This is a genomic window from Bordetella tumbae, assembly GCF_965139195.1.
Lineage (GTDB): Bacteria > Pseudomonadota > Gammaproteobacteria > Burkholderiales > Burkholderiaceae_B > Bordetella_A > Bordetella_A tumbae.
Map to the genome: position 1 here is coordinate 140,632 of NZ_CBCSJH010000003.1, position 17,719 is coordinate 158,350.

Genomic DNA, 17,719 nt, shown 5'->3' on the forward strand with positions numbered 1-17,719 from the left:
GAACGGACAAGCCAGCAACGCTTGAACCTACTTCATTTATTCAAAACGGTCATAGCTTTGATTATGGCCAATCAAAAGGTTGAGGAGACGACAATGAAACATAAGCTTGTAGGCCTGGTCGCGGCATGCACGATAGCTGCTCTGCCCGGTGTGGCTGCGGCGAATTGTGAAATCAAAATAGGCGCAACGGGTCCGCTATCCGGCGCCGCCACGCAGTGGGGATTGGCGATCAAAGGGGCTGCTGACTATGTGGCCGCCGAAGTCAATGCCAAAGGCGGGATGAAGGTCGGAGACGAAACCTGTCAGCTGCGTGTTGTTGCCATTGACGCGAAGTACACCGCAGAAGGCGCCGCCGCAGCGGCGAACAATTTTGTCAGCCAGGGCGTCAAATTCATCCTGGGACCCATGGGTTCGCCGGAGGTCACCGGTATGAAGCCGATCGCCACGCGCAACAAGATGCTCATGATGAGCGATAGCTACGCGCGTGACGCCATCGGTCCTCGTTGGCCGCTCACCTTCCACATTGGTCCGGGCCCGGCTGCCTGGGGAGACCCGATCGTCAAGCACGCCAAGCAGACCTTTGGCATTAAGAGTGCATTGACGATTGCACCGAATGACCAGGCAGGCACCGATGTGGCCGAGGTGGTTGCTGCCATTTATGAAAAAAATGGCGTGCCGACCAAGCTGGAGTACTACCAACGCGGCACGACCAACTTTGCACCCATTGTCACACGCATCATGGCCAGCAATCCCGATACAGTCGATACCGTATCGACCCCACCGGGCGATGCGGGAATTCTCGTCAAACAATTGCGCCAGGCAGGCTACAAGGGAGTGATCGGCCGACTCGGCGGACCAGGCACTGTCGAGATTGCCCGTGTGGCAGGCGGTATGGACGTGTTGCGCGATTTCTACTGGTTTGAGCCGGTCTTCATTGATGAAAACGTGTTGAAGCTGCAGGAAAGCTACAAGACGCTGTTAAAGGCAGAGCCGCCAGAGAACAATTTTTTCTATCTGTTTGTCGCCGGTGGCCGGGCGTTGGTGCAAGCCATTGAAAAAGCAGGCACGTACAGCGACGCTGACAAGGTAGCAGAGGTGCTGCGCAAGCTCGACGTGGTCGATCCCAACCTCGGTGAAGGCAAATGGATCGGCCAGGCCACCTACAAGATCAATCAAGAGTTGTCGTTGCCGTTTGGTATCGGAACGATTCTTGGCGGCAAGGAACAACCTGTTATCCAGGTTAAAGCTCCTGTCGATTATTGAGACCCAAGACGAGGGGCGAGATCGTGGATAGTTTTATCTCAGCGGGCCTGATTGGGCTTTCGCTCGGCGCTCAGTATGCATTGCTTGCCTTGGGGTTCACTTTGATTTTCGGAATCCTCGGTGTGGTGAATTTTGCCCACGGAGGGTTCTATCTCTTGGGCGGGTATGTGGCATACGTAGGCGTATCGTGGTTCGGGATGCCTTATCCTCTTGCGGTCGTCTGCGCCGCATTGGCGACAGCAGCATTGGGATATCTCTTCGAACTTCTGCTCCTCGAACGGGTTATCGATAACCACTTGGCAACATTGATTCTGACGCTGGGGCTGTACCTGGTCATCTGCACCGCAGTAGTCGTGGTGTTCGGGCCGGATGCGCCGCTCTTTCAGTTCCCGGTAGATGGGGTGTTGCATTTTGGCGGTGTGTATCTGCCGTTGGCGAATCTCATCGTTTTTGCGGTGTGCTTTGCTGCAATCGGCGTGACTTATGGGCTTTTGTACCGGACCAACTTCGGACGCAGCCTGCGAGCATTGTCCGAGGACCGCCCGGTGGCAGTGGCTTTGGGTATTCGTGCCAGAGTGATGTTTCCACTGGCTTTCGCTCTGGCTACAGGCCTGGCGGGTATGACCGGCGCATTGGTTACGCCCATACTCTCGCTCACTCCTCACGTAGGTGATCCCGTGCTGGCCGCCTCTTTCCTGGTGGTCATATTGGGAGGGCTGGGCAGCTTGGGTGGCGCAACAATCGCTGCCTTTCTGGTTGGTCTGGTCGAGGCCTATGCCGCGGTCTATCTGGGCGGGTCCAAGGGTGCACTGATGTTGTTTGTGCTTGTTCTGATTGTCTTGCTTGTGAGACCGACGGGACTCATGGGCGTGCGGACACGCGGAGCCTGAGATCATGCAAAAAAGTAATCTGATACGTATTGTCGGGCCTTCGGAGTTGATCGCGCTGGCAGTGATGGCGCTTGCGCTGATTCTGCCTGCGATCATGACGGACGCGGCCACTGTTTCTGTCCTGACGCAGTTCATGATTGCGGCGATGGGGGCGCTTAGTGTCTACATCATGTTGCGTATGGATCTGATGTTTTTCGCGGTGCCCGCTTTTATGGCGATCGGGGGATATGCCGCAGCTATTCTGAGCGCTCGTCACGACATTACCGATCTAACAATCTTGACCGTGACAGCATTCGGCTTGCCGTTTCTGCTGGCGATTCCGCTCGGTCTGCTGGTACTGCGGATGAAGGGCGTGTATTTCGTGCTCGTTACCTTTGTCCTTGCCGAAATCATGCCACTCATTCTTTTCGAGACACCTGGCTTTACGGGCGGATCGAACGGGGTAGCGGGATTGCCTGCCGTTACGGTTCTTGGCGACACCTATGCCATCGAGTCCAATAACGCGGTGCTGATGCTGGCGTCTGGCTTGGCGTTGCTGTCTGTTCTGTTGACTGTAGCGCTCACTCGCTATTTCAAGTCCCAATTCGACTCTATCCGCGAAGACGAGGTCCTGGCCCAAAGCGTGGGGCTGGCAGTTGCTCGCTACAAAATCATCGGTTTCTGTTTTGCCGCGGGTATTGCAGGATTGGCTGGATTTGCACTGGTGGAAATGCTGATGACCGCACATCCTTCGTCGTTTTCCGCGATGTCGTCGGTCAATTATGTGGCTTATGCCATCGTAGGCGGGCAAAGCGCAATACTGGGTCCGTTGCTGGGAGCAGGCATTTTGGTGTGGGCGGCCAATCTATTCAGCTTGCAGGGCGAAATCTCGCAAGGCCTGTTTGGTCTCGTGCTGATGCTCGCCGTAGTGTTCGCCAAGGGTGGCCTGATCGGCCTCATTCAGCAGCATGGGACTCGCGTTTTCTCGCGCAAGCGTTCCTCCACCGGACAGCTCAAGGACCAAAATGAAAAGGAGTACGTATGACTGACGTTTCTGCCTATTCTGGTCCGATACTGCAGGTCGATAACGTCTCCAAGCAATTTGGCGGCAACCGGGTGTTCAACAATGTCAGCTTGTCCTTGACCGCAAGCGAGGTGCTTGGCGTCATCGGCCCTAACGGGGCGGGCAAAACCACACTGATCAACGTGGTTTCCGGTCAGATAGCACCCACTAGCGGCCGCATTCTATACCGTGGACGCGACATCAGCGACAAGCTGTTCCATACTCGCAGTGCGATGGGTCTGGTTCGTTCTTTCCAGCAGACGAAAACCTTCAAGACGGCATCGGTATATGAGAATTTGCATCGGGCGAAATTATTCAGCAGAAGAGGGATTTCGCTTGATGAGGCCTATTTGACCGAGCTTTTGCGTACGGCGGGTTTGCTCGGCCGCTTGGATCACCTTAGCGATTCCTTGCCCTATGGCATGCAGAAGATGCTGGGCCTGCTCATGGCGTTGGTCACTGACCCACGCATTCTGTTGCTCGACGAGCCCGCCGCCGGGCTAGAAAAAGAAGAGCGTTTTTTCATCGATCAGTACGTGCAGGCAGCCCGAAGAGAGATGGGCTGCTGCGTACTGTTAGTCGAACACGATATGGATCTCGTAAAACGGCTTTGTCCCCGCGTGTGCGTGTTGGACGGAGGCGTTCTGATCGCCGACGGTCCGCCTGCCGAGGTCTTGGCCCGCCGCGACGTGATCGATGCCTATCTTGGAACGACGACCGAGGAGGAGCACGCTCATGCTTGAGACACGCAATCTCGCCGTTCGCTATGGCGGTATTTCCGCCTTGAACGGTGTTTCCATTACGGTGCCAAAGAGCGAAACCGTCATCCTCGTCGGGGCCAATGGCGCGGGCAAATCCAGCTTGATCAACGCAATCATCGGAATGGCGCCCATCAGCGAGGGCAGCATCCTTCTCGATGGTGTCGACCTGGGAAAGATCCCGCCCTATGAGCGCGCCAATCAGGGAATAGGATATTCCCCGGAAGGGCGCCGAGTATTTCCGACCATGACGGTGCGAGACAACGTGCTCGCGGGTGCATCCCGGCTCGGTAGGGCCAAGCAGAACGCCATATACGACAAACTGGCTGATTTGTTTCCCATGCTCAGAGAGCGCGCGAATGATTACGCCGGCTTTCTGAGTGGAGGCCAGCAGCAAATGGTCGCGATTGCCCGGGCGATGAGTGCTGCGCCCAAGCTTCTGCTGTTAGACGAACCCTTTCTTGGTTTGGCGCCTGTGTGGATCGAACAGATCAGCAAGGCGATTCGCGTATTTCGCGCCGAAGGCGTAACGGTGCTGATGACCGAACAAATGGCAGTGCCGGCACTCAAGGTGGCGACCAGTGGTTATGTGATGCGTACGGGCCATATCCTGCGTCAGGGGACGGTGGATGAGCTGCGTAGTACAGCGCTTGAGGAGGAATATCTATGAATTCGTCAAAGAAGGTCCAGGTGGACGATACCCAGTATCGGCTGCTCACCGTGCACTATGCGTCCAGCCCGGCAAACCGCAAGGCACAGCATAATTTCATGGCAGCCGTGGATTTTCACGATGTGCCCATGCCATTGGATTTTTATGTCTGGGTGGCGATATCTAAAGACAAAGTTGTGCTGATAGACAGCGGTTGCGACGAGGAAACCTGCAATCGCCGTGGACATACGTTTCATCGTTGTCCGACTGACGCGTTACGCAGCCTGGGCGTGTCACCCGAGCAGGTTACGGACGTTATCGTCACCCATATGCATTGGGATCATCTGGGCAATCTGGAAAAATTCCCCAATGCACGGATACATGTGCACAAGACCGAGATGCAGCACGCGACGGGCTGCGCGATGTGTCACGAAACGCTACGCCGTCCATACGATGTCGATCAGGTCTGTACCGTGCTGCGCGCGCTGTATGCCGGCCGTGTTTCATTTACAGATCAGACCGCGGAAATCTTGCCAGGTATTTTCATTCGGCCAGTTGGAGGCCATGCGCCGGGCCTTCAGATCGTTGAGGTCACTACCGCTCGCGGGCAAGTGATTCTCGCGTCAGACGCGATGCATTTCTATGCGAATGGGGAGTTGACCAACCCCTATCCCGTGATTGTGAATGTGCTGGATTATATGAATGGCCTGGCGCTGCTCAAGCGTCTGGCGGCAACGCCGGACCACATTATTCCCGGGCATGATCCCAAGCTGCGCGAGCGATTCCCTGCTGTTGCGGGCATTGATGGTGTATGGGATATTTCCCAACCTGCACTACCTACGGCGAATGAGAATTAAGGCCTTGACTCACTCTTGCGGCGCCGTAGCTATGCTGAAAGAAACCAGCTGAATTGGAGCATTTTTATGGCGCGCGCAAAAAAAACGATGTCACCATCATCACCCCTCAGAATCACGGTGCAAGAGGTTGCCGATCGCGCAGGAGTATCGATCGGTACGGTCTCTCGCGTTGTCAACAACGTTCCCGGGGTTCGGCCTGCCTATGTCAAGAAAGTGCAGGCGGCGATAGACGAGTTGGGCTGGAGCCCGAACATCGCCGCGCAGAACATACGGTCGCCGTCGCTGCGAATGATCGGATTCATATTCTCCGATATTCGAAATTCGCTCTATTCGAGTATGACCAAAGGCGCTGAAGAAGTGCTGAGTACCAGGGGGTATTTGCTGGTCACCGCCAGCAGCGATGGCAACCCCGAGCGTGAAGTGGCGTTGATGGATTTTTTCAAGCGACGCCGTGCCGACGGAATGATCCTGACGATCCAGGACGAAAACAATAGTGCGGTGCTGTCTGCCATCTCGAATTGGGGCATTCCGCATGTGATGATGGAGCGGGAAATTCCCATGAATTCGGTGTCCATCGGCGCCGATCATTTTCATGGGACCCGTCAGGCAGTGGAATATTTGCTGGGCCTGGGCCATCGGCGAATTGCTTTGATTACAGGCGGCCGAGGTACGAAAGTCGCTCGCGATCGAGTTCGCGCACTCGAAGAAGCCCTGCGCTCGGCAGGGATTGAGCCTGATCCTACGCTGTTTTGCCTGGATTCTTTTTCGGCCGAGTACGGGCTGTCGCAGACCCAACGCCTGATGAATATGAAGGAGCCGCCAACGGCCCTGTTATCGATGGGGGTCCGCCTGCTGCCGGGTGTACTGGAGGCCTTACAACTGATCGGCAAAAGGATCCCCGACGATCTTTCTTTGATTTGCGGCAATGACACCGATATCGCGCGAATTGTGACACCACAGATCACCGCTGTGCGATATGACGCCTTGGCCCTGGGCCGAATGGCTGCGGAAAACCTGATTGACCAAATAGAAAACCGGACTCACGAGGACAAGTCCGTCAGGATTGAGATTCCAACGGAATTGATATTGCGGCAATCCTGCAGACGCGTTCCTTCATAACACTCTGCTGATATCGGATTCAGCAACGGATGGAGAGAGATACAAGTGAACGATTTGTTGTTTCAACCTTATCGTATGCGCGAGCTGACGTTGCCGAATCGAGTTGTCGTATCGCCAATGGCGCAATACTCGGCCAATGCCGATGGCCATGTGACGGACTGGCATCTCGTTCATTACGGCAGTCTTTCTCTGTCAGGCGCCGGGCTGGTCATCATGGAAGCCACTGCCGTTTTGCCCGAGGGCCGTGTATCGCCGTGTTGCTTGGGTTTGTGGGACGACGCCCACGTTGACGGTCTGCGGAGAATCGTGAATTTTGCCCGCCGCCCTAATGCAAGCTACATGGGAATCCAGCTGGCGCACGCTGGACGCAAAGCCTCGGTTGCCCAGCCCTGGAAGGGGGGCGCTGCACTATCTGAATCAGATGGTGGATGGAGGTTGTGGGGAGCGTCGGCCAAGCCCTACCCGGGCCGTGATGAACCGATCTGCCCCGATGAGGCGGACCTGGAACGGATTGCCGAGAGCTATCTGGCAGCACTCAGAAGGGCCGATGAAGCTGGGTTTGATCTGGTGGAGCTGCATGCGGCGCATGGCTATTTTTTGAATACCTTTTTATCTCCCTTGAGTAATTCCCGCGACGATCAGTGGGGCGGAGACATCGAAGGGCGAATGCGTTATCCCCTGGAGGTTTTCCGGCGTCTGCGCGAGGCGTGGCCGGCAGAGAAACCCATGGGGGTACGCATTTCCGTCACCGACTGGGTGCAAGGCGGTTGGGATATCGCATCGTCTGCGGTGTTCGCCGCGCGCCTGAAGGCATTAGGTTGCGATTACGTCGCCATCTCGAGCGGCGGAATTTCCCCTGATCAAAAAATTACCGTTGGTCCTGCCTATCAGGTCCCCGCTGCCGCCGAGGTTCGTGCTCAGTCCGGAATACCGGTGATAGCAGTTGGCATGCTGTCCGATCCGGATGTGGCGAATCGCGTATTGATCGAAGAAAAAGCCGATCTGATTGCCGTGGGCCGCGGAATGCTGTTCAACCCGCGTTGGGCCTGGCATGCCGGCCTGACGCTAAAAGGCGAAATGCGCGTTGCGGATCCGTATCTGCGCTGCCACCCCAGCTTAAGAAATCTGCCCCGCTAACTTGCTGCGTTGAACCCATATTTTGCGAGTGTTGATCATGTCCAATGACTATTTGATTTTCAGCCCGATCACCTACCGTGGGGTGACGCTTCCGAATCGCATTGTCTTGTCTCCTATGGCGATGTATATCGCTGAAGAAGCCGCACTGAATGACTTTCATATGACCCATTATGGCAAGTTCGCCATGGGGGGGGTGGGCTTGGTCACTGTCGAGCAGACGGCGGTTTGCCGTCGAGGCAGAATTACCAATGGCTGCCTGGGGCTTTGGAGCGAAGACCATCTGCCGGCATTTCGCCGGCTCACCGATGTGATTCACAGCTTTGGCAGCAAGGCGGCGATTCAAATCAATCATGGTGGACGCAAAGCCAGTGCGCAGCGAGCGTGGCAGGGTAATGGCCCCCTGACTGCAGACGATATCTCGCGAGGAGAGGAGCTGTGGCAGCCGGAAGGCCCCTCGGATCTGCCGTTCGCACCCGGGTGGCCGGTACCTGAAGCAATGACGCTGGATCGAATTCAGCTGCTGCGCCAAGAATTTGTACAGACTGTTTTATTGGCTGAGCGGGCGGGGTTCGACATTATTGAGCTGCATTTGGCGCATGGCTATCTGCTGCAGAGTTTTCTCACGCCGCTGGCAAACAAACGTACGGATGCTTATGGCGGCTCTCTCGAGAACCGGATGCGTCTCCCTCTGGAAATCGCGAGTGACCTGCGGGCGGCGCTATCCGATAAAACGCCGATCTTTGCGCGTATCTCCGCCACCGACTGGGTTGATGGCGGCTGGACACTGGAAGACAGTGTGGTGCTGGCCGAACGCCTGAAGGAGGCCGGTGTTGATTTGATCGATTGCTCGTCTGGCGGGAATCTGCTCAGGGGCGCAACCAACTCCAACCTCGCTCGCGGGCCGCTCTATCAGGTTCCCTTTGCAGAAACTGTGCGCCGCAAGGCCAACGTTCCTACCATGGCGGTTGGCATGATCCGTACCGGCGCCGAGGCAGAACAAGTGCTGCGCGACGGCAAGGCGGATCTGGTGGCGATTGGCCGGCAATTGCTGTTCAACCCGTCCTGGGTGCAGCATTGTGCGCAAGAGCTCGGAGAAGACCCGAACTTCTCGCGCTGGCCAGAACCCTACGGGTGGTGGCTATCCAAGTGGGCAAAGGCCTTGGCGGCGGTGTAAAGACTACTCTGTAATTTCACACCGCCAGCGGAACATATCAACGGGTCAGCATGCCGTTACCGTCACGATCCTGCTTGCTGAAGTCGTCCATGACCTGGCTCATGAATTCATCACGCGTGACGTAGCCACGCTTGTTCTTATCCAGCATGGTGAACTCGGAGTCCGTGAGTACGGTAGTGGTTTCGGGCCGGGAGAGCTTGCCGTCACCTGTGGTGTCGAGCTTGGTGAAGGCTTGCTCCATGAAGGTGCGATACTCGGCTTGGGTAACGTTGCCGTCGCGGTTGGTGTCCATCCGCTCAAAGAGTTCGGCTTCGGTCGGGCGCGGCTGCATCTGGGTCTGGGCGTGGGCCGTAAAACCGGCCAGGCAAAACGACAGCGCGGCAATGGGGGCGAGGCGGTGCAGTGTCTTTTTCATGGTGGTCCTCATTTGCAGCCTAAGCGATTACCGGCATAGCCGCCGGCACCTGCGCCTGCGACGGTAGCAACTGTCTTGCCCGTGCCGCCGCCGACCATGCTGCCTAGCAGGCCACCCGCAACAGCTCCCCCCACGGTGCCGGCAATACAGTCGAATTCCGAGCTGGTGTGCATGCCGCCACCCGATTGGCAGCCCGCCAACGCGCCCATCAGCGCGATGGCTATGAATGTCTTGTTCATTGCATTTACCTCCTTTGATCGGTCAATACAGGGACCTAATGCAGTAGGACGTCAGGAGTAGCATATACAAAGTTTCGGAAAATAGCACTCTCGGGCGTTCATCAGCGCACGGCGCAACGTTTCAGGGGGGGGACGACCCAAAAGGAGGTATCGTCCGTCTACAACCAATCAATCTCCACGCCTAGCGCCGAACTATTCGTGGCCTGCAGCAATTGATGCACCGGCAACGTCAATGCAAGTTCAGTGTGAAAGAACCAATCGCACGCCGCAATCTTACCCAGGTAAAAATCCGCAAGGTCAGGGCGCGCCGTTATCTGCGCATGCGCGACTTGAGCCTGCCACAGCCAAATCCACGCGACGACGTTATGACCGAACAGGTCCAGGTAGTAGGCCGCATTGGCGCATCCTTCGCGGGGGCTTTGCGCAATTGCGTCCAACAATACCCGTGTTGTTTCACGCAGTTGCTGCCACGACAGGTTTAATGCAACCGCGTGCTCGGCGAACTTCGGGTTGCCGCTGGCTTTTGCAGCCTCTATCGTACGCATCACACGCTGGTGCAAACGCTCCAGCGCCTGCCCGTTGTGCATGCCGACCTTTCGATTCAGCAAGTCCATCGCTTGAATACCGTGCGTGCCTTCATGTAGCGCATTCAGGCGATTGTCTCGATAGAACTGTTCCACAGGGTACTCGCGCGTGTAGCCGTATCCGCCGTGCACCTGGATCGCAAGGTCGTTGGTTGCCAATCCGAAACGCGCAGGCCAAGACTTGACCACGGGAATCAGCAGCGGCAACAACAAGGCGGCCTCCGCGCGTTCATCCGCGTCGGGATGATTCGCCTCATCGTCGGCCAACCTCGCTGCGACGAGACATAAGGACAACGCGCCTTCTGCATAGGCTTTCTGAGTCAGCAGCATCCGTCGCACATCCGCATGTTCGACGATAGGTACCTGTGGACTATGTGGGTCGTTAGCACCGGGCAGCCGCCCCTGGCGTCTCTCTTTCGCATAGGCCAGCGCATGGCGATAGCCCGTGTAGGCCAACATGGTGGCGCCCATGCCGACGCCGATTCTCGCCTCGTTCATCATCGTGAACATACAGCGCAGGCCTTGGCCGGGTTCTCCGATCAACTCTCCGATGCAACCATCGTTTTCTCCGAATGAGAGCATCGTTGATGTGGTGCCCCGGTAGCCCATCTTATGGATCAAGCCCGCGAGCGCGACATCGTTCGATTCACCAACTCGTCCCTCATCATCAACGCGGAACTTCGGCACGATGAACAGCGACAGGCCTCGAGCGCCCGGCGGTGCGCCGGCAATGCGCGCCAGAACGAGGTGCACGATGTTCTCGCTGATATCGTGGTCGCCTGCGGAGATGAAAATCTTCTGACCCTTGATCGAATAGCGGCCGTCAGATAGCGGGGTGGCGGTAGAGCGCAGATCAGGCACCGAGGACCCGGCATCGGACTCGGTCAACGCCATCGTTCCCAGCCAACGCCCCTCGAGCAAGGACGGTAGGAATCGCTTTTTTTGTTCGAGCGTGCCGAACGCGCGTATCAGGTTGGCATTGGCAGCGGTGAGAAAACAGTACGCTGAGGTTCCCACATTCGCCGCACGGAACAATGCCAGGCAGGACTGAGAAATGGTGATCGGCAGCTGCATGCCACCCAGTTCGTAATCGTGCGTCGCGGCCAGGAATCCGCCTTTGGCAAAGGCGCGTACCGCTTCGCCGACCGCGGGCAAGGTTTTGACTGCCTGGCCATCGAACTCTGGCTCGTTCTCGTCCGAGAGTCTATTGTGAGGAGCGAAATGTTGACTGGCCAGGCGCTGTGCCGCGTTGATCGCGGCGTCGAAGGTCTCGCGAGAATGATCGGCATAGCGTTCCCGCTGGGTCAACGACACACTGTCCAGCATGTCGTACAGCACAAAATCGAGATGGTCGCGGCAGATAAGAAGATTTGTCATCAGGCTTCCGAATCGTCAAACAAGGCGATTTATGTTCCGCTATGCAGAATATAAAACTGCATTGCAGAACCAATTAAGCCATGCTAGCATCAAATCACATAAAAAACGGGAAAAATCCGGTATCGGGTTCTACACGCTGCGTTTGGTTGTGGCTGACGAATTAGGTGCACGTTTGCCGCGGCTTCGGCAGTTTCGACATGCCCACCTATGGAGACAACTATGAAATTCAGTGCTGCCTTGGCGATATCCGTGCTGGCCGTCAGCCAGGTCCCCTCAGCTGCCGCTGCCCAGGACAACTATCCTGAAAAGCCGATCACCATCATTGTTCCGTATGGCGCCGGTGGCACCACTGACGTCATGGCGCGAGCGCTGGCGACCAGCTTGTCGAAACAGTTGAAGCAGCCCGTAGTCATCGAAAACAAGCCAGGCGTGGGCGGGTCCATGGGGGTGGCGGCGATGCAGACAGCCAAACCCGACGGCTACACCCTGACCATGACGCCGGTAGGCATCTTTCGCCAACCGCATTTACAACCAGTGTCCTGGAATCCCATCCGTGACGTGACCTACATTGCGACGATTCTGACCTATGACTTCGCGCTGGCCGTGAAGGCTGATTCACCGTTCAAGACGGCCAAGGACCTGGTTGACTATGCGAAACAGCATCCGGGCGAGATCGATTACGGTACACCGGGGCGGTACACGGGCAATCAAGTTGTGCTCGCTATGCTGGGCAAACGCGAGGGCGTAGAGTTCACTCACATCCCTTACAAAGGCGACGCGGACGCGACCGCAGCGTTGGTGGGCGGGCATGTTCGGGCCGCCGTAGTGACGAACAGCATTCTCGCTCAGGTCAAATCGGGCAACGTACGCGTGCTGGCGACGGCGGACGAAGCGCGCAACCCTGAGTTCGCGGGCGTACCAACCTTGAAGGAACTAGGCTACGACGTCGTGGTGAAATCGCCCCTGGGAATCGGAGGCCCTGCGAATCTGCCTGCTCCTATCGTCGAAAAGCTGGACAAAGCCATCAAAGCGGCATTGGAAGACAACGAGGTCAAGACTGCTGCCAAGAACTTCGGCGTCAGAACGTACTACCTCGATCATGATGCTTATGCTGCGTTCGCCAAGAACGAGTATGAAACCCAAAAACCCTTGATCACCGATCTAGGCCTGTAACGATCCGGGCTTCGTGCCCTAGATGTAAAACATGACTATTGCGCAAACCTCTACAGACACTCTGCCGCGTTCAAAAAGCACGGACACGGAAGACAGGCATTTCGTGACAGCGCTAGCGCGCGGCTTGGAGGTTCTCGCCAGCTTCAACGGCGGCGACAGTGCGTTGGGTAACCAAGAGATCGCGCGTCACTGCGGGCTGCCAAAGTCCACAGTGTCGCGCCTGACCGCCACGCTGGCACGACTGGGCTACCTGCGGCTGGACGAGAGCACCGGCAAATATCACCTCGGCGTAGCCACGTTGGCTTTGGGGGCCGGTATGCTCGCCAAGCTGGACGTACGCCAGATTGCCAAGCCTGGCATGCAGCAGTTGGCGACCGCCTGCGGTGGTCTGGTGGCACTCGGTGCCCGCGACAGATTTTCGATGCTGTATCTGGAGGCCTGCCGTAGTCAGGTCGCCTTGACCTTGAATCTGCAAATGGGTTCGCATGTGCCCATTGCCGTCACGGCCATCGGACGCGCTTATCTGGTAGAGGCGGGCCCCGCAGAGCAACGCGAGATCATTGAGCGCGCCAGTGAACTGGACATCGGCTCCGGACAAGCTATCGCACGAGGACTCGAGCAGGCACAGGAAGACTACGACAAGCTCGGGTGCACCTGCTGCTTTGGCGACTGGAACCCGGACGTGCACAGCATCGCCGTCGGCCTACGGCTGGGCGGCAGCCAGCCTCTGATGGCGCTGAACTTCGGCGGGCCTGCGTTTCGCATGTCTCGCGAGTATCTGCTTAACGAGGTTCGTCCCCGATTGCTGGATCTGGCATCACAGATCAAGGAACAGACAGGCGCTCCTGCCTAGGCTGCCGCCGTAGGCAATGCCTGTATTGCTTTTTCCATTACACCGAACGTGAAAGGTTCTTCATCCATATGACGCAGCTCACCTATACCGTGGTCGACGGCATCGCTCTGATCACGATGCAGAATCCACCCGTCAACAGCATGGGGCACATGCAACGCCGACAGATCCTGGAGGCGTTGGACCAGGCCGAGGCAGACGCAGCGGTACGGGCTGTGGTGATAACGGGCTCCGAGCAGGTGTTCTCGGGCGGTGCGGACATTACCGAGTTCGGAACGCCAAAGGCGAACTGGCATCCCACGTTGCGCGATGTCATTGACGCGCTCGATGCATATTCAAAGCCCGTCGTTGCCGCCATCGATGGCATATGTCTTGGTGGCGGTCTCGAGTTAGCCCTGGCGGCACATTACCGTGTTGCTGCCGGACGGACTTTGGTTGGTTTGCCGGAAGTAAAGCTGGGCCTATTGCCCGGCGCGGGAGGCACGCAACGGCTGCCACGCCTGGTGGGGCTGGAACGAGGTCTGGATATGATCGTCAACGGCAAAAAGGAAAAAGCCGCTGATTTGGCCGACACCCGTTTGTTTGATCTGGTGGTCGAGGGCGCTGTAGCGGATGCCGCCATGGCGTTTGCCCGCGAACGCGTTCGCGCCGGCGATCCGATCCGGCGCACGCGCGACATCACTATCACGGAGCCGGACGCACAAGCGTTCCTGCAAGTCGTTCGACGGAATACGGCAGCCGCTCATCCTCGGCTGCCCGCACCCTCGCAATGCGTCGAGGCCGTTGCCGGCTGCCTGCTTCCATTCGATGATGGGATCAAGAAAGAGCGGTCGCTTTTCATCCAACTGATGAATACACCTGAATCCGCAGCACTACGGCATGTCTTCGCTGCCGAGCGTGCCGCGACCAAGGTGCAGGGCATCTCGCCGCACACTCCGAAGCGCGAGATCCGGCGAGTCGGCGTCATTGGCGCTGGCACCATGGGTAGCGGCATCAGCATGAATTTCCTGAACGCCGGCATACCGGTGACCTTGCTTGATATGAACGACGAGGCGCTTGCCCGAGGTGTCGCCGCCATCCGTAAGAACTACGAAGCGACCAAGCGCAAGGGCAGAATCAGCCAAACGCAGATGGACCAGCGAGTTGCCTTGCTACAAACGACCCTCAGCTATGGTGATCTGAGTGATACCGACCTGGTCATCGAGGCCGCGTTCGAAGACATGGCAATCAAGGAAAAAGTATTCCGCGTGTTGGACGAGGTGCTAAAACCTGGCGCGATCCTGGCGACTAACACCTCTACCCTTGACGTCAATGCGATCGCGACATTCGTAAAGCGTCCCGCAGATGTGGTGGGCCTGCATTTCTTCAGCCCGGCCAATGTCATGCGACTGCTTGAAATCGTCCGCGCGGATCAGACCTCCGACGAAGTTCTCGCGACCTCTCTCAATCTGGCAAAGGTGATCGGTAAGCAGCCGGTCGTTTCTGGGGTGTGCGACGGCTTTATCGGCAACCGCATGCTCAATGGCTATCGTGATGCAGGCGAGGAATTGCTGTTGCTGGGGGCGTCGCCCAAGGAGATCGACAGCGCGCTCGAGGACTTCGGTTTTGCCATGGGGCCTTACCGCATGGGCGATCTGGCGGGCTTGGACATTGGTTGGGCCATCCGAAAGCGCCGGCAAGCCGAGCAACCGGACCGGGATTTCTCCTGCGTCGCGGATCGCCTCTGCGAAGCAGGACGATTTGGTCAGAAGACCGGCGCGGGTTGGTATCGATACGAATCCGGTAGCCGCACTGCCCACTCGGACCCCGTGGTCGCCGAGATTCTCGATGCCTACCGCCAGGAGAAATCCATCGTGCCGCGCAGTTTTACCTCGCGTGAGATCGTCGAGCGCTGCGTGTTCGCGCTGGTCAACGAGGGCGCACGAATCCTGGAGGAAGGCATCGCGCAACGGGCCTCTGACCTGGACATCGTATACCTCAATGGGTATGGCTTCCCGCTGCATCGCGGTGGCCCCATGCACTTTGCCCAGCGGGTCGGCCTGTACAACGTGGTACGCGCGATGCGCCGGTTTGCCGCGCAGTCGCGCAACCCGGATTTCTGGCAGCCAGCCTCGATGCTGGTTCAGCTGGCCGATTCCGGCGACGCATTGAAATAATCCGTGATCACATTGAGGACATCATGAACGAGGCTGTCATTGTTTCTACGGCTCGCACCGCCCTGGCTAAATCATGGCGCGGCGCGTTCAACATGACGTATGGCGCGACGCTGGGCGCTCACGCGGTTCATCATGCCGTTGCCCGAGCTGGTGTTGACCCCGCCGACGTCGAGGACTGCATCATGGGCGGCACCTATCTGGAAGGCACGACCGGCGGAAACATCGCCCGTGCCATCGCCTTGCGCGCAGGCCTGCCGGTAACGACGGCCGGCATGAGTATCAATCGGTTTTGCTCCACAGGCCTGCAAAGCATCGCCTTGGCCGCTCAGCGTGTGATGGTCGAAGGCGCGCCGATGATTGTTGCCGGCGGGGTTGAGAGCATTTCGTGCACGCAGAATGAAGCCAATATGCACATGCGCCGCGACCCGTGGCTGCTCGAGCACAAGCCTGCCCTCTATCTGAGCATGCTGCAGACCGCAGAGAATGTCGCCCGCCGATATAACATCAGCAAAGACGCGCAGGACGCTTATGGCGTGCGCAGCCAGCAACGCGCTGCCGCTGCACGTGACGCCGGCCTGTTCGATGCCGAGATCGTACCCATGACGACTATCATGGCCGTGCAGGACAAAGCCACGGGTAAAGTTTCGCGTCGTGAGGTGACAATCTCATCGGATGAGGGGATACGCGCAGACACCACGCTCGAGAGCATCTCGGGCGTCCGTTCTGCGCTGCCCGGCGGCGTGATAACGGCGGCCAACGCGAGCCAGTTCTCTGACGGCGCATCGGCCTGCCTGGTCATGGATGCAAAGCTGGCGGAACGCCGAGGTATTCAACCACTGGGCATATTCCGCGGTTTCGCCGTTGCCGGCTGCGAACCCGACGAGATGGGCATTGGCCCTATCTTTGCCGTACCCCGTCTGCTCAAACGGGCCGGGCTCAAGGTATCTGACATTGATCTATGGGAACTGAACGAGGCCTTTGCCTGCCAGGTGATCTACTGCCGTGACCATCTCGGCATACCCGATGATCGCCTCAATGTGAATGGCGGCGCCATTGCCGTAGGACATCCGTATGGCGTGTCAGGATCCCGCTTGACGGCGCACGCCTTGATCGAGGGCAAGCGCCGTGGCGCGCGGTACGTCGTCGTGACGATGTGCGTGGGCGGCGGGCAGGGCGCCGCCGGTCTTTTCGAAGTGGCTTGATCGGCGCGGCCCGGAAGGAGAAATCGATGAGCGTAAAGTCGCTGTTTCAGTTGGAAGGAAAAGTCGCTCTCATTACGGGCGGATCTCGCGGCCTGGGACTGCAAATAGCAGAGGCCTTGGGCGAGATGGGCTGCAAGGTGGCCATCACCGCTCGCAAAGAAGCCGAGCTGGAGGCTGCTGCGCAGCACCTGCAGTCTCAGGGGATTGAGGTGCTCACTGTGCCTGGAAACCTCTCGCAGTTCGACACCATACCTGGCCTCGTGGACCGGGTGCTGGATCGCTTTGGCGTGATCGATGTGCTGGTCAACAACGCGGGCGCGACTTGGGGGGCGCCTGCGGAAGACTACCCCGATGAAGCGTGGCACAAGGTCATGGACCTGAACATCAACGCCGTGTTTTATCTTTCCAGGGAAGTCGGGCGCCGAACGATGATTCCACGCCGCGCCGGCAAGATCATTACCGTTGCCTCCGCCGCGGGGATGCGCGGTACCGCAAAGGGCGTATCGACGATCGCCTACAACACGTCGAAGGCTGCCGCCGTCAACTTCACGCGGACGCTGGCATGCGAGTGGGGACGCTACAACATCAACGTCAATGCCATATGCCCGGGTTATTTCTCGTCGCGCATGGCGGACGTGCAGATTCAGCGCATGGGACAGTCGCTGTTGGACCGCATACCGTTGGAGCGCGTCGGCGGCGAAGAAGACCTGAAAGGCATTGCAGTCCTGCTGGCCAGTGAGGCCTCTCGTCATATCACAGGCCAGGCGATTCTGGTGGACGGCGGTGCCAGTGTCAGCGCCTGATGCAGGCGAGCGCGACAAAACTTTACTAATG

General features: G+C 57.9%; 17 protein-coding genes. 14 read left to right on the top strand and 3 right to left on the bottom strand.

Translation table 11 applies throughout. The features are described from left to right. Positions 1–93 precede the first annotated feature (93 nt). From ACNA0J_RS06005 to ACNA0J_RS06045, 9 genes are all read left to right on the top strand, one after another. On the top strand, positions 94–1,263 hold the full coding sequence (locus tag ACNA0J_RS06005) for an ABC transporter substrate-binding protein (protein ID WP_415817401.1): 1,170 nt from the start codon (positions 94–96) through the stop codon (positions 1,261–1,263). Between the two features lie 23 nt (positions 1,264–1,286). Further along, positions 1,287–2,153: a branched-chain amino acid ABC transporter permease gene (locus tag ACNA0J_RS06010; protein ID WP_415817403.1), complete on the top strand. Its 867-nt coding sequence runs from the start codon at positions 1,287–1,289 to the stop codon at positions 2,151–2,153. Between the two features lie 4 nt (positions 2,154–2,157). Further along, complete coding sequence (locus tag ACNA0J_RS06015; RefSeq protein ID WP_415817405.1) at positions 2,158–3,177, top strand: branched-chain amino acid ABC transporter permease; 1,020 nt, start codon at positions 2,158–2,160, stop codon at positions 3,175–3,177. Beyond that, entirely contained in the window at positions 3,174–3,938 is a 765-nt protein-coding gene (locus ACNA0J_RS06020; protein ID WP_415817407.1) for an ABC transporter ATP-binding protein, read from the top strand. The genes ACNA0J_RS06015 and ACNA0J_RS06020 overlap by 4 nt, the downstream gene beginning before the upstream one ends. After that, entirely contained in the window at positions 3,931–4,623 is a 693-nt protein-coding gene (locus ACNA0J_RS06025; RefSeq protein ID WP_415817409.1) for an ABC transporter ATP-binding protein, read from the top strand. The genes ACNA0J_RS06020 and ACNA0J_RS06025 overlap by 8 nt, the downstream gene beginning before the upstream one ends. After that, positions 4,620–5,459 (top strand): N-acyl homoserine lactonase family protein, encoded by an 840-nt coding sequence (locus ACNA0J_RS06030; protein ID WP_415817411.1) that lies wholly within the window; start codon positions 4,620–4,622, stop codon positions 5,457–5,459. The genes ACNA0J_RS06025 and ACNA0J_RS06030 overlap by 4 nt, the downstream gene beginning before the upstream one ends. Before the next feature lie 87 nt (positions 5,460–5,546). Continuing rightward, on the top strand, positions 5,547–6,578 hold the full coding sequence (locus tag ACNA0J_RS06035; protein WP_415817414.1) for a LacI family DNA-binding transcriptional regulator: 1,032 nt from the start codon (positions 5,547–5,549) through the stop codon (positions 6,576–6,578). Positions 6,579–6,623: 45 nt separating this feature from the next. After that, a complete protein-coding gene (locus ACNA0J_RS06040) occupies positions 6,624–7,715 on the top strand; it encodes an NADH:flavin oxidoreductase/NADH oxidase (RefSeq protein ID WP_415817416.1) in 1,092 nt (363 codons plus the stop codon). Positions 7,716–7,752: 37 nt separating this feature from the next. Then, entirely contained in the window at positions 7,753–8,889 is a 1,137-nt protein-coding gene (locus tag ACNA0J_RS06045; protein ID WP_415817418.1) for an NADH:flavin oxidoreductase/NADH oxidase, read from the top strand. Positions 8,890–8,926: 37 nt separating this feature from the next. Here the strand turns inward: ACNA0J_RS06045 and ACNA0J_RS06050 are convergent, their stop codons facing one another. The 3 genes from ACNA0J_RS06050 to ACNA0J_RS06060 form a co-directional block, all read right to left on the bottom strand. Continuing rightward, a complete protein-coding gene (locus tag ACNA0J_RS06050) occupies positions 8,927–9,304 on the bottom strand; it encodes an EF-hand domain-containing protein (protein ID WP_415817420.1) in 378 nt (125 codons plus the stop codon). An 8-nt stretch (positions 9,305–9,312) separates the two neighbouring features. Continuing rightward, positions 9,313–9,543, bottom strand: a complete 231-nt coding sequence (locus tag ACNA0J_RS06055) for a glycine zipper 2TM domain-containing protein (protein ID WP_415817422.1) — start codon at positions 9,541–9,543, stop codon at positions 9,313–9,315. Positions 9,544–9,701: 158 nt separating this feature from the next. After that, complete coding sequence (locus ACNA0J_RS06060; RefSeq protein ID WP_415817424.1) at positions 9,702–11,504, bottom strand: acyl-CoA dehydrogenase; 1,803 nt, start codon at positions 11,502–11,504, stop codon at positions 9,702–9,704. A 219-nt stretch (positions 11,505–11,723) separates the two neighbouring features. Here ACNA0J_RS06060 and ACNA0J_RS06065 point away from each other — a divergent pair, with 219 nt between their 5' ends. The 5 genes from ACNA0J_RS06065 to ACNA0J_RS06085 all read left to right on the top strand — a co-directional run bounded on the left by ACNA0J_RS06065 (position 11,724) and on the right by ACNA0J_RS06085 (position 17,688). After that, the gene (locus tag ACNA0J_RS06065; protein ID WP_415817427.1) at positions 11,724–12,677 is read left to right on the top strand and encodes a tripartite tricarboxylate transporter substrate binding protein; all 954 of its coding nucleotides are present in this window, start codon (positions 11,724–11,726) and stop codon (positions 12,675–12,677) included. A gap of 31 nt (positions 12,678–12,708) precedes the next feature. Next, the gene (locus tag ACNA0J_RS06070; protein ID WP_415817429.1) at positions 12,709–13,530 is read left to right on the top strand and encodes an IclR family transcriptional regulator; all 822 of its coding nucleotides are present in this window, start codon (positions 12,709–12,711) and stop codon (positions 13,528–13,530) included. A gap of 68 nt (positions 13,531–13,598) precedes the next feature. Next, the gene (locus ACNA0J_RS06075) at positions 13,599–15,683 is read left to right on the top strand and encodes a 3-hydroxyacyl-CoA dehydrogenase NAD-binding domain-containing protein (RefSeq protein ID WP_415817431.1); all 2,085 of its coding nucleotides are present in this window, start codon (positions 13,599–13,601) and stop codon (positions 15,681–15,683) included. A 23-nt stretch (positions 15,684–15,706) separates the two neighbouring features. Then, entirely contained in the window at positions 15,707–16,885 is a 1,179-nt protein-coding gene (locus ACNA0J_RS06080; protein WP_415817433.1) for an acetyl-CoA C-acyltransferase, read from the top strand. Between the two features lie 26 nt (positions 16,886–16,911). Continuing rightward, the gene (locus ACNA0J_RS06085) at positions 16,912–17,688 is read left to right on the top strand and encodes an SDR family oxidoreductase (RefSeq protein WP_415817435.1); all 777 of its coding nucleotides are present in this window, start codon (positions 16,912–16,914) and stop codon (positions 17,686–17,688) included. Positions 17,689–17,719: the final 31 nt, after the last annotated feature.

What these genes read in the sequence shown, in the direction of transcription:
- ACNA0J_RS06060 (WP_415817424.1), bottom strand. Translation starts at nt 11,504, where the DNA reads ATGACAAATCTTCTTATCTGCCGCGACCATCTCGATTTTGTGCTGTAC.
- ACNA0J_RS06020 (WP_415817407.1), top strand. Translation starts at nt 3,174, where the DNA reads ATGACTGACGTTTCTGCCTATTCTGGTCCGATACTGCAGGTCGATAAC.
- ACNA0J_RS06045 (WP_415817418.1), top strand. Translation starts at nt 7,753, where the DNA reads ATGTCCAATGACTATTTGATTTTCAGCCCGATCACCTACCGTGGGGTG.
- ACNA0J_RS06055 (WP_415817422.1), bottom strand. Translation starts at nt 9,543, where the DNA reads ATGAACAAGACATTCATAGCCATCGCGCTGATGGGCGCGTTGGCGGGC.
- ACNA0J_RS06050 (WP_415817420.1), bottom strand. Translation starts at nt 9,304, where the DNA reads ATGAAAAAGACACTGCACCGCCTCGCCCCCATTGCCGCGCTGTCGTTT.
- ACNA0J_RS06075 (WP_415817431.1), top strand. Translation starts at nt 13,599, where the DNA reads ATGACGCAGCTCACCTATACCGTGGTCGACGGCATCGCTCTGATCACG.
- ACNA0J_RS06025 (WP_415817409.1), top strand. Translation starts at nt 3,931, where the DNA reads ATGCTTGAGACACGCAATCTCGCCGTTCGCTATGGCGGTATTTCCGCC.
- ACNA0J_RS06015 (WP_415817405.1), top strand. Translation starts at nt 2,158, where the DNA reads ATGCAAAAAAGTAATCTGATACGTATTGTCGGGCCTTCGGAGTTGATC.
- ACNA0J_RS06070 (WP_415817429.1), top strand. Translation starts at nt 12,709, where the DNA reads ATGACTATTGCGCAAACCTCTACAGACACTCTGCCGCGTTCAAAAAGC.
- ACNA0J_RS06065 (WP_415817427.1), top strand. Translation starts at nt 11,724, where the DNA reads ATGAAATTCAGTGCTGCCTTGGCGATATCCGTGCTGGCCGTCAGCCAG.
- ACNA0J_RS06030 (WP_415817411.1), top strand. Translation starts at nt 4,620, where the DNA reads ATGAATTCGTCAAAGAAGGTCCAGGTGGACGATACCCAGTATCGGCTG.
- ACNA0J_RS06080 (WP_415817433.1), top strand. Translation starts at nt 15,707, where the DNA reads ATGAACGAGGCTGTCATTGTTTCTACGGCTCGCACCGCCCTGGCTAAA.
- ACNA0J_RS06005 (WP_415817401.1), top strand. Translation starts at nt 94, where the DNA reads ATGAAACATAAGCTTGTAGGCCTGGTCGCGGCATGCACGATAGCTGCT.
- ACNA0J_RS06085 (WP_415817435.1), top strand. Translation starts at nt 16,912, where the DNA reads ATGAGCGTAAAGTCGCTGTTTCAGTTGGAAGGAAAAGTCGCTCTCATT.
- ACNA0J_RS06035 (WP_415817414.1), top strand. Translation starts at nt 5,547, where the DNA reads ATGTCACCATCATCACCCCTCAGAATCACGGTGCAAGAGGTTGCCGAT.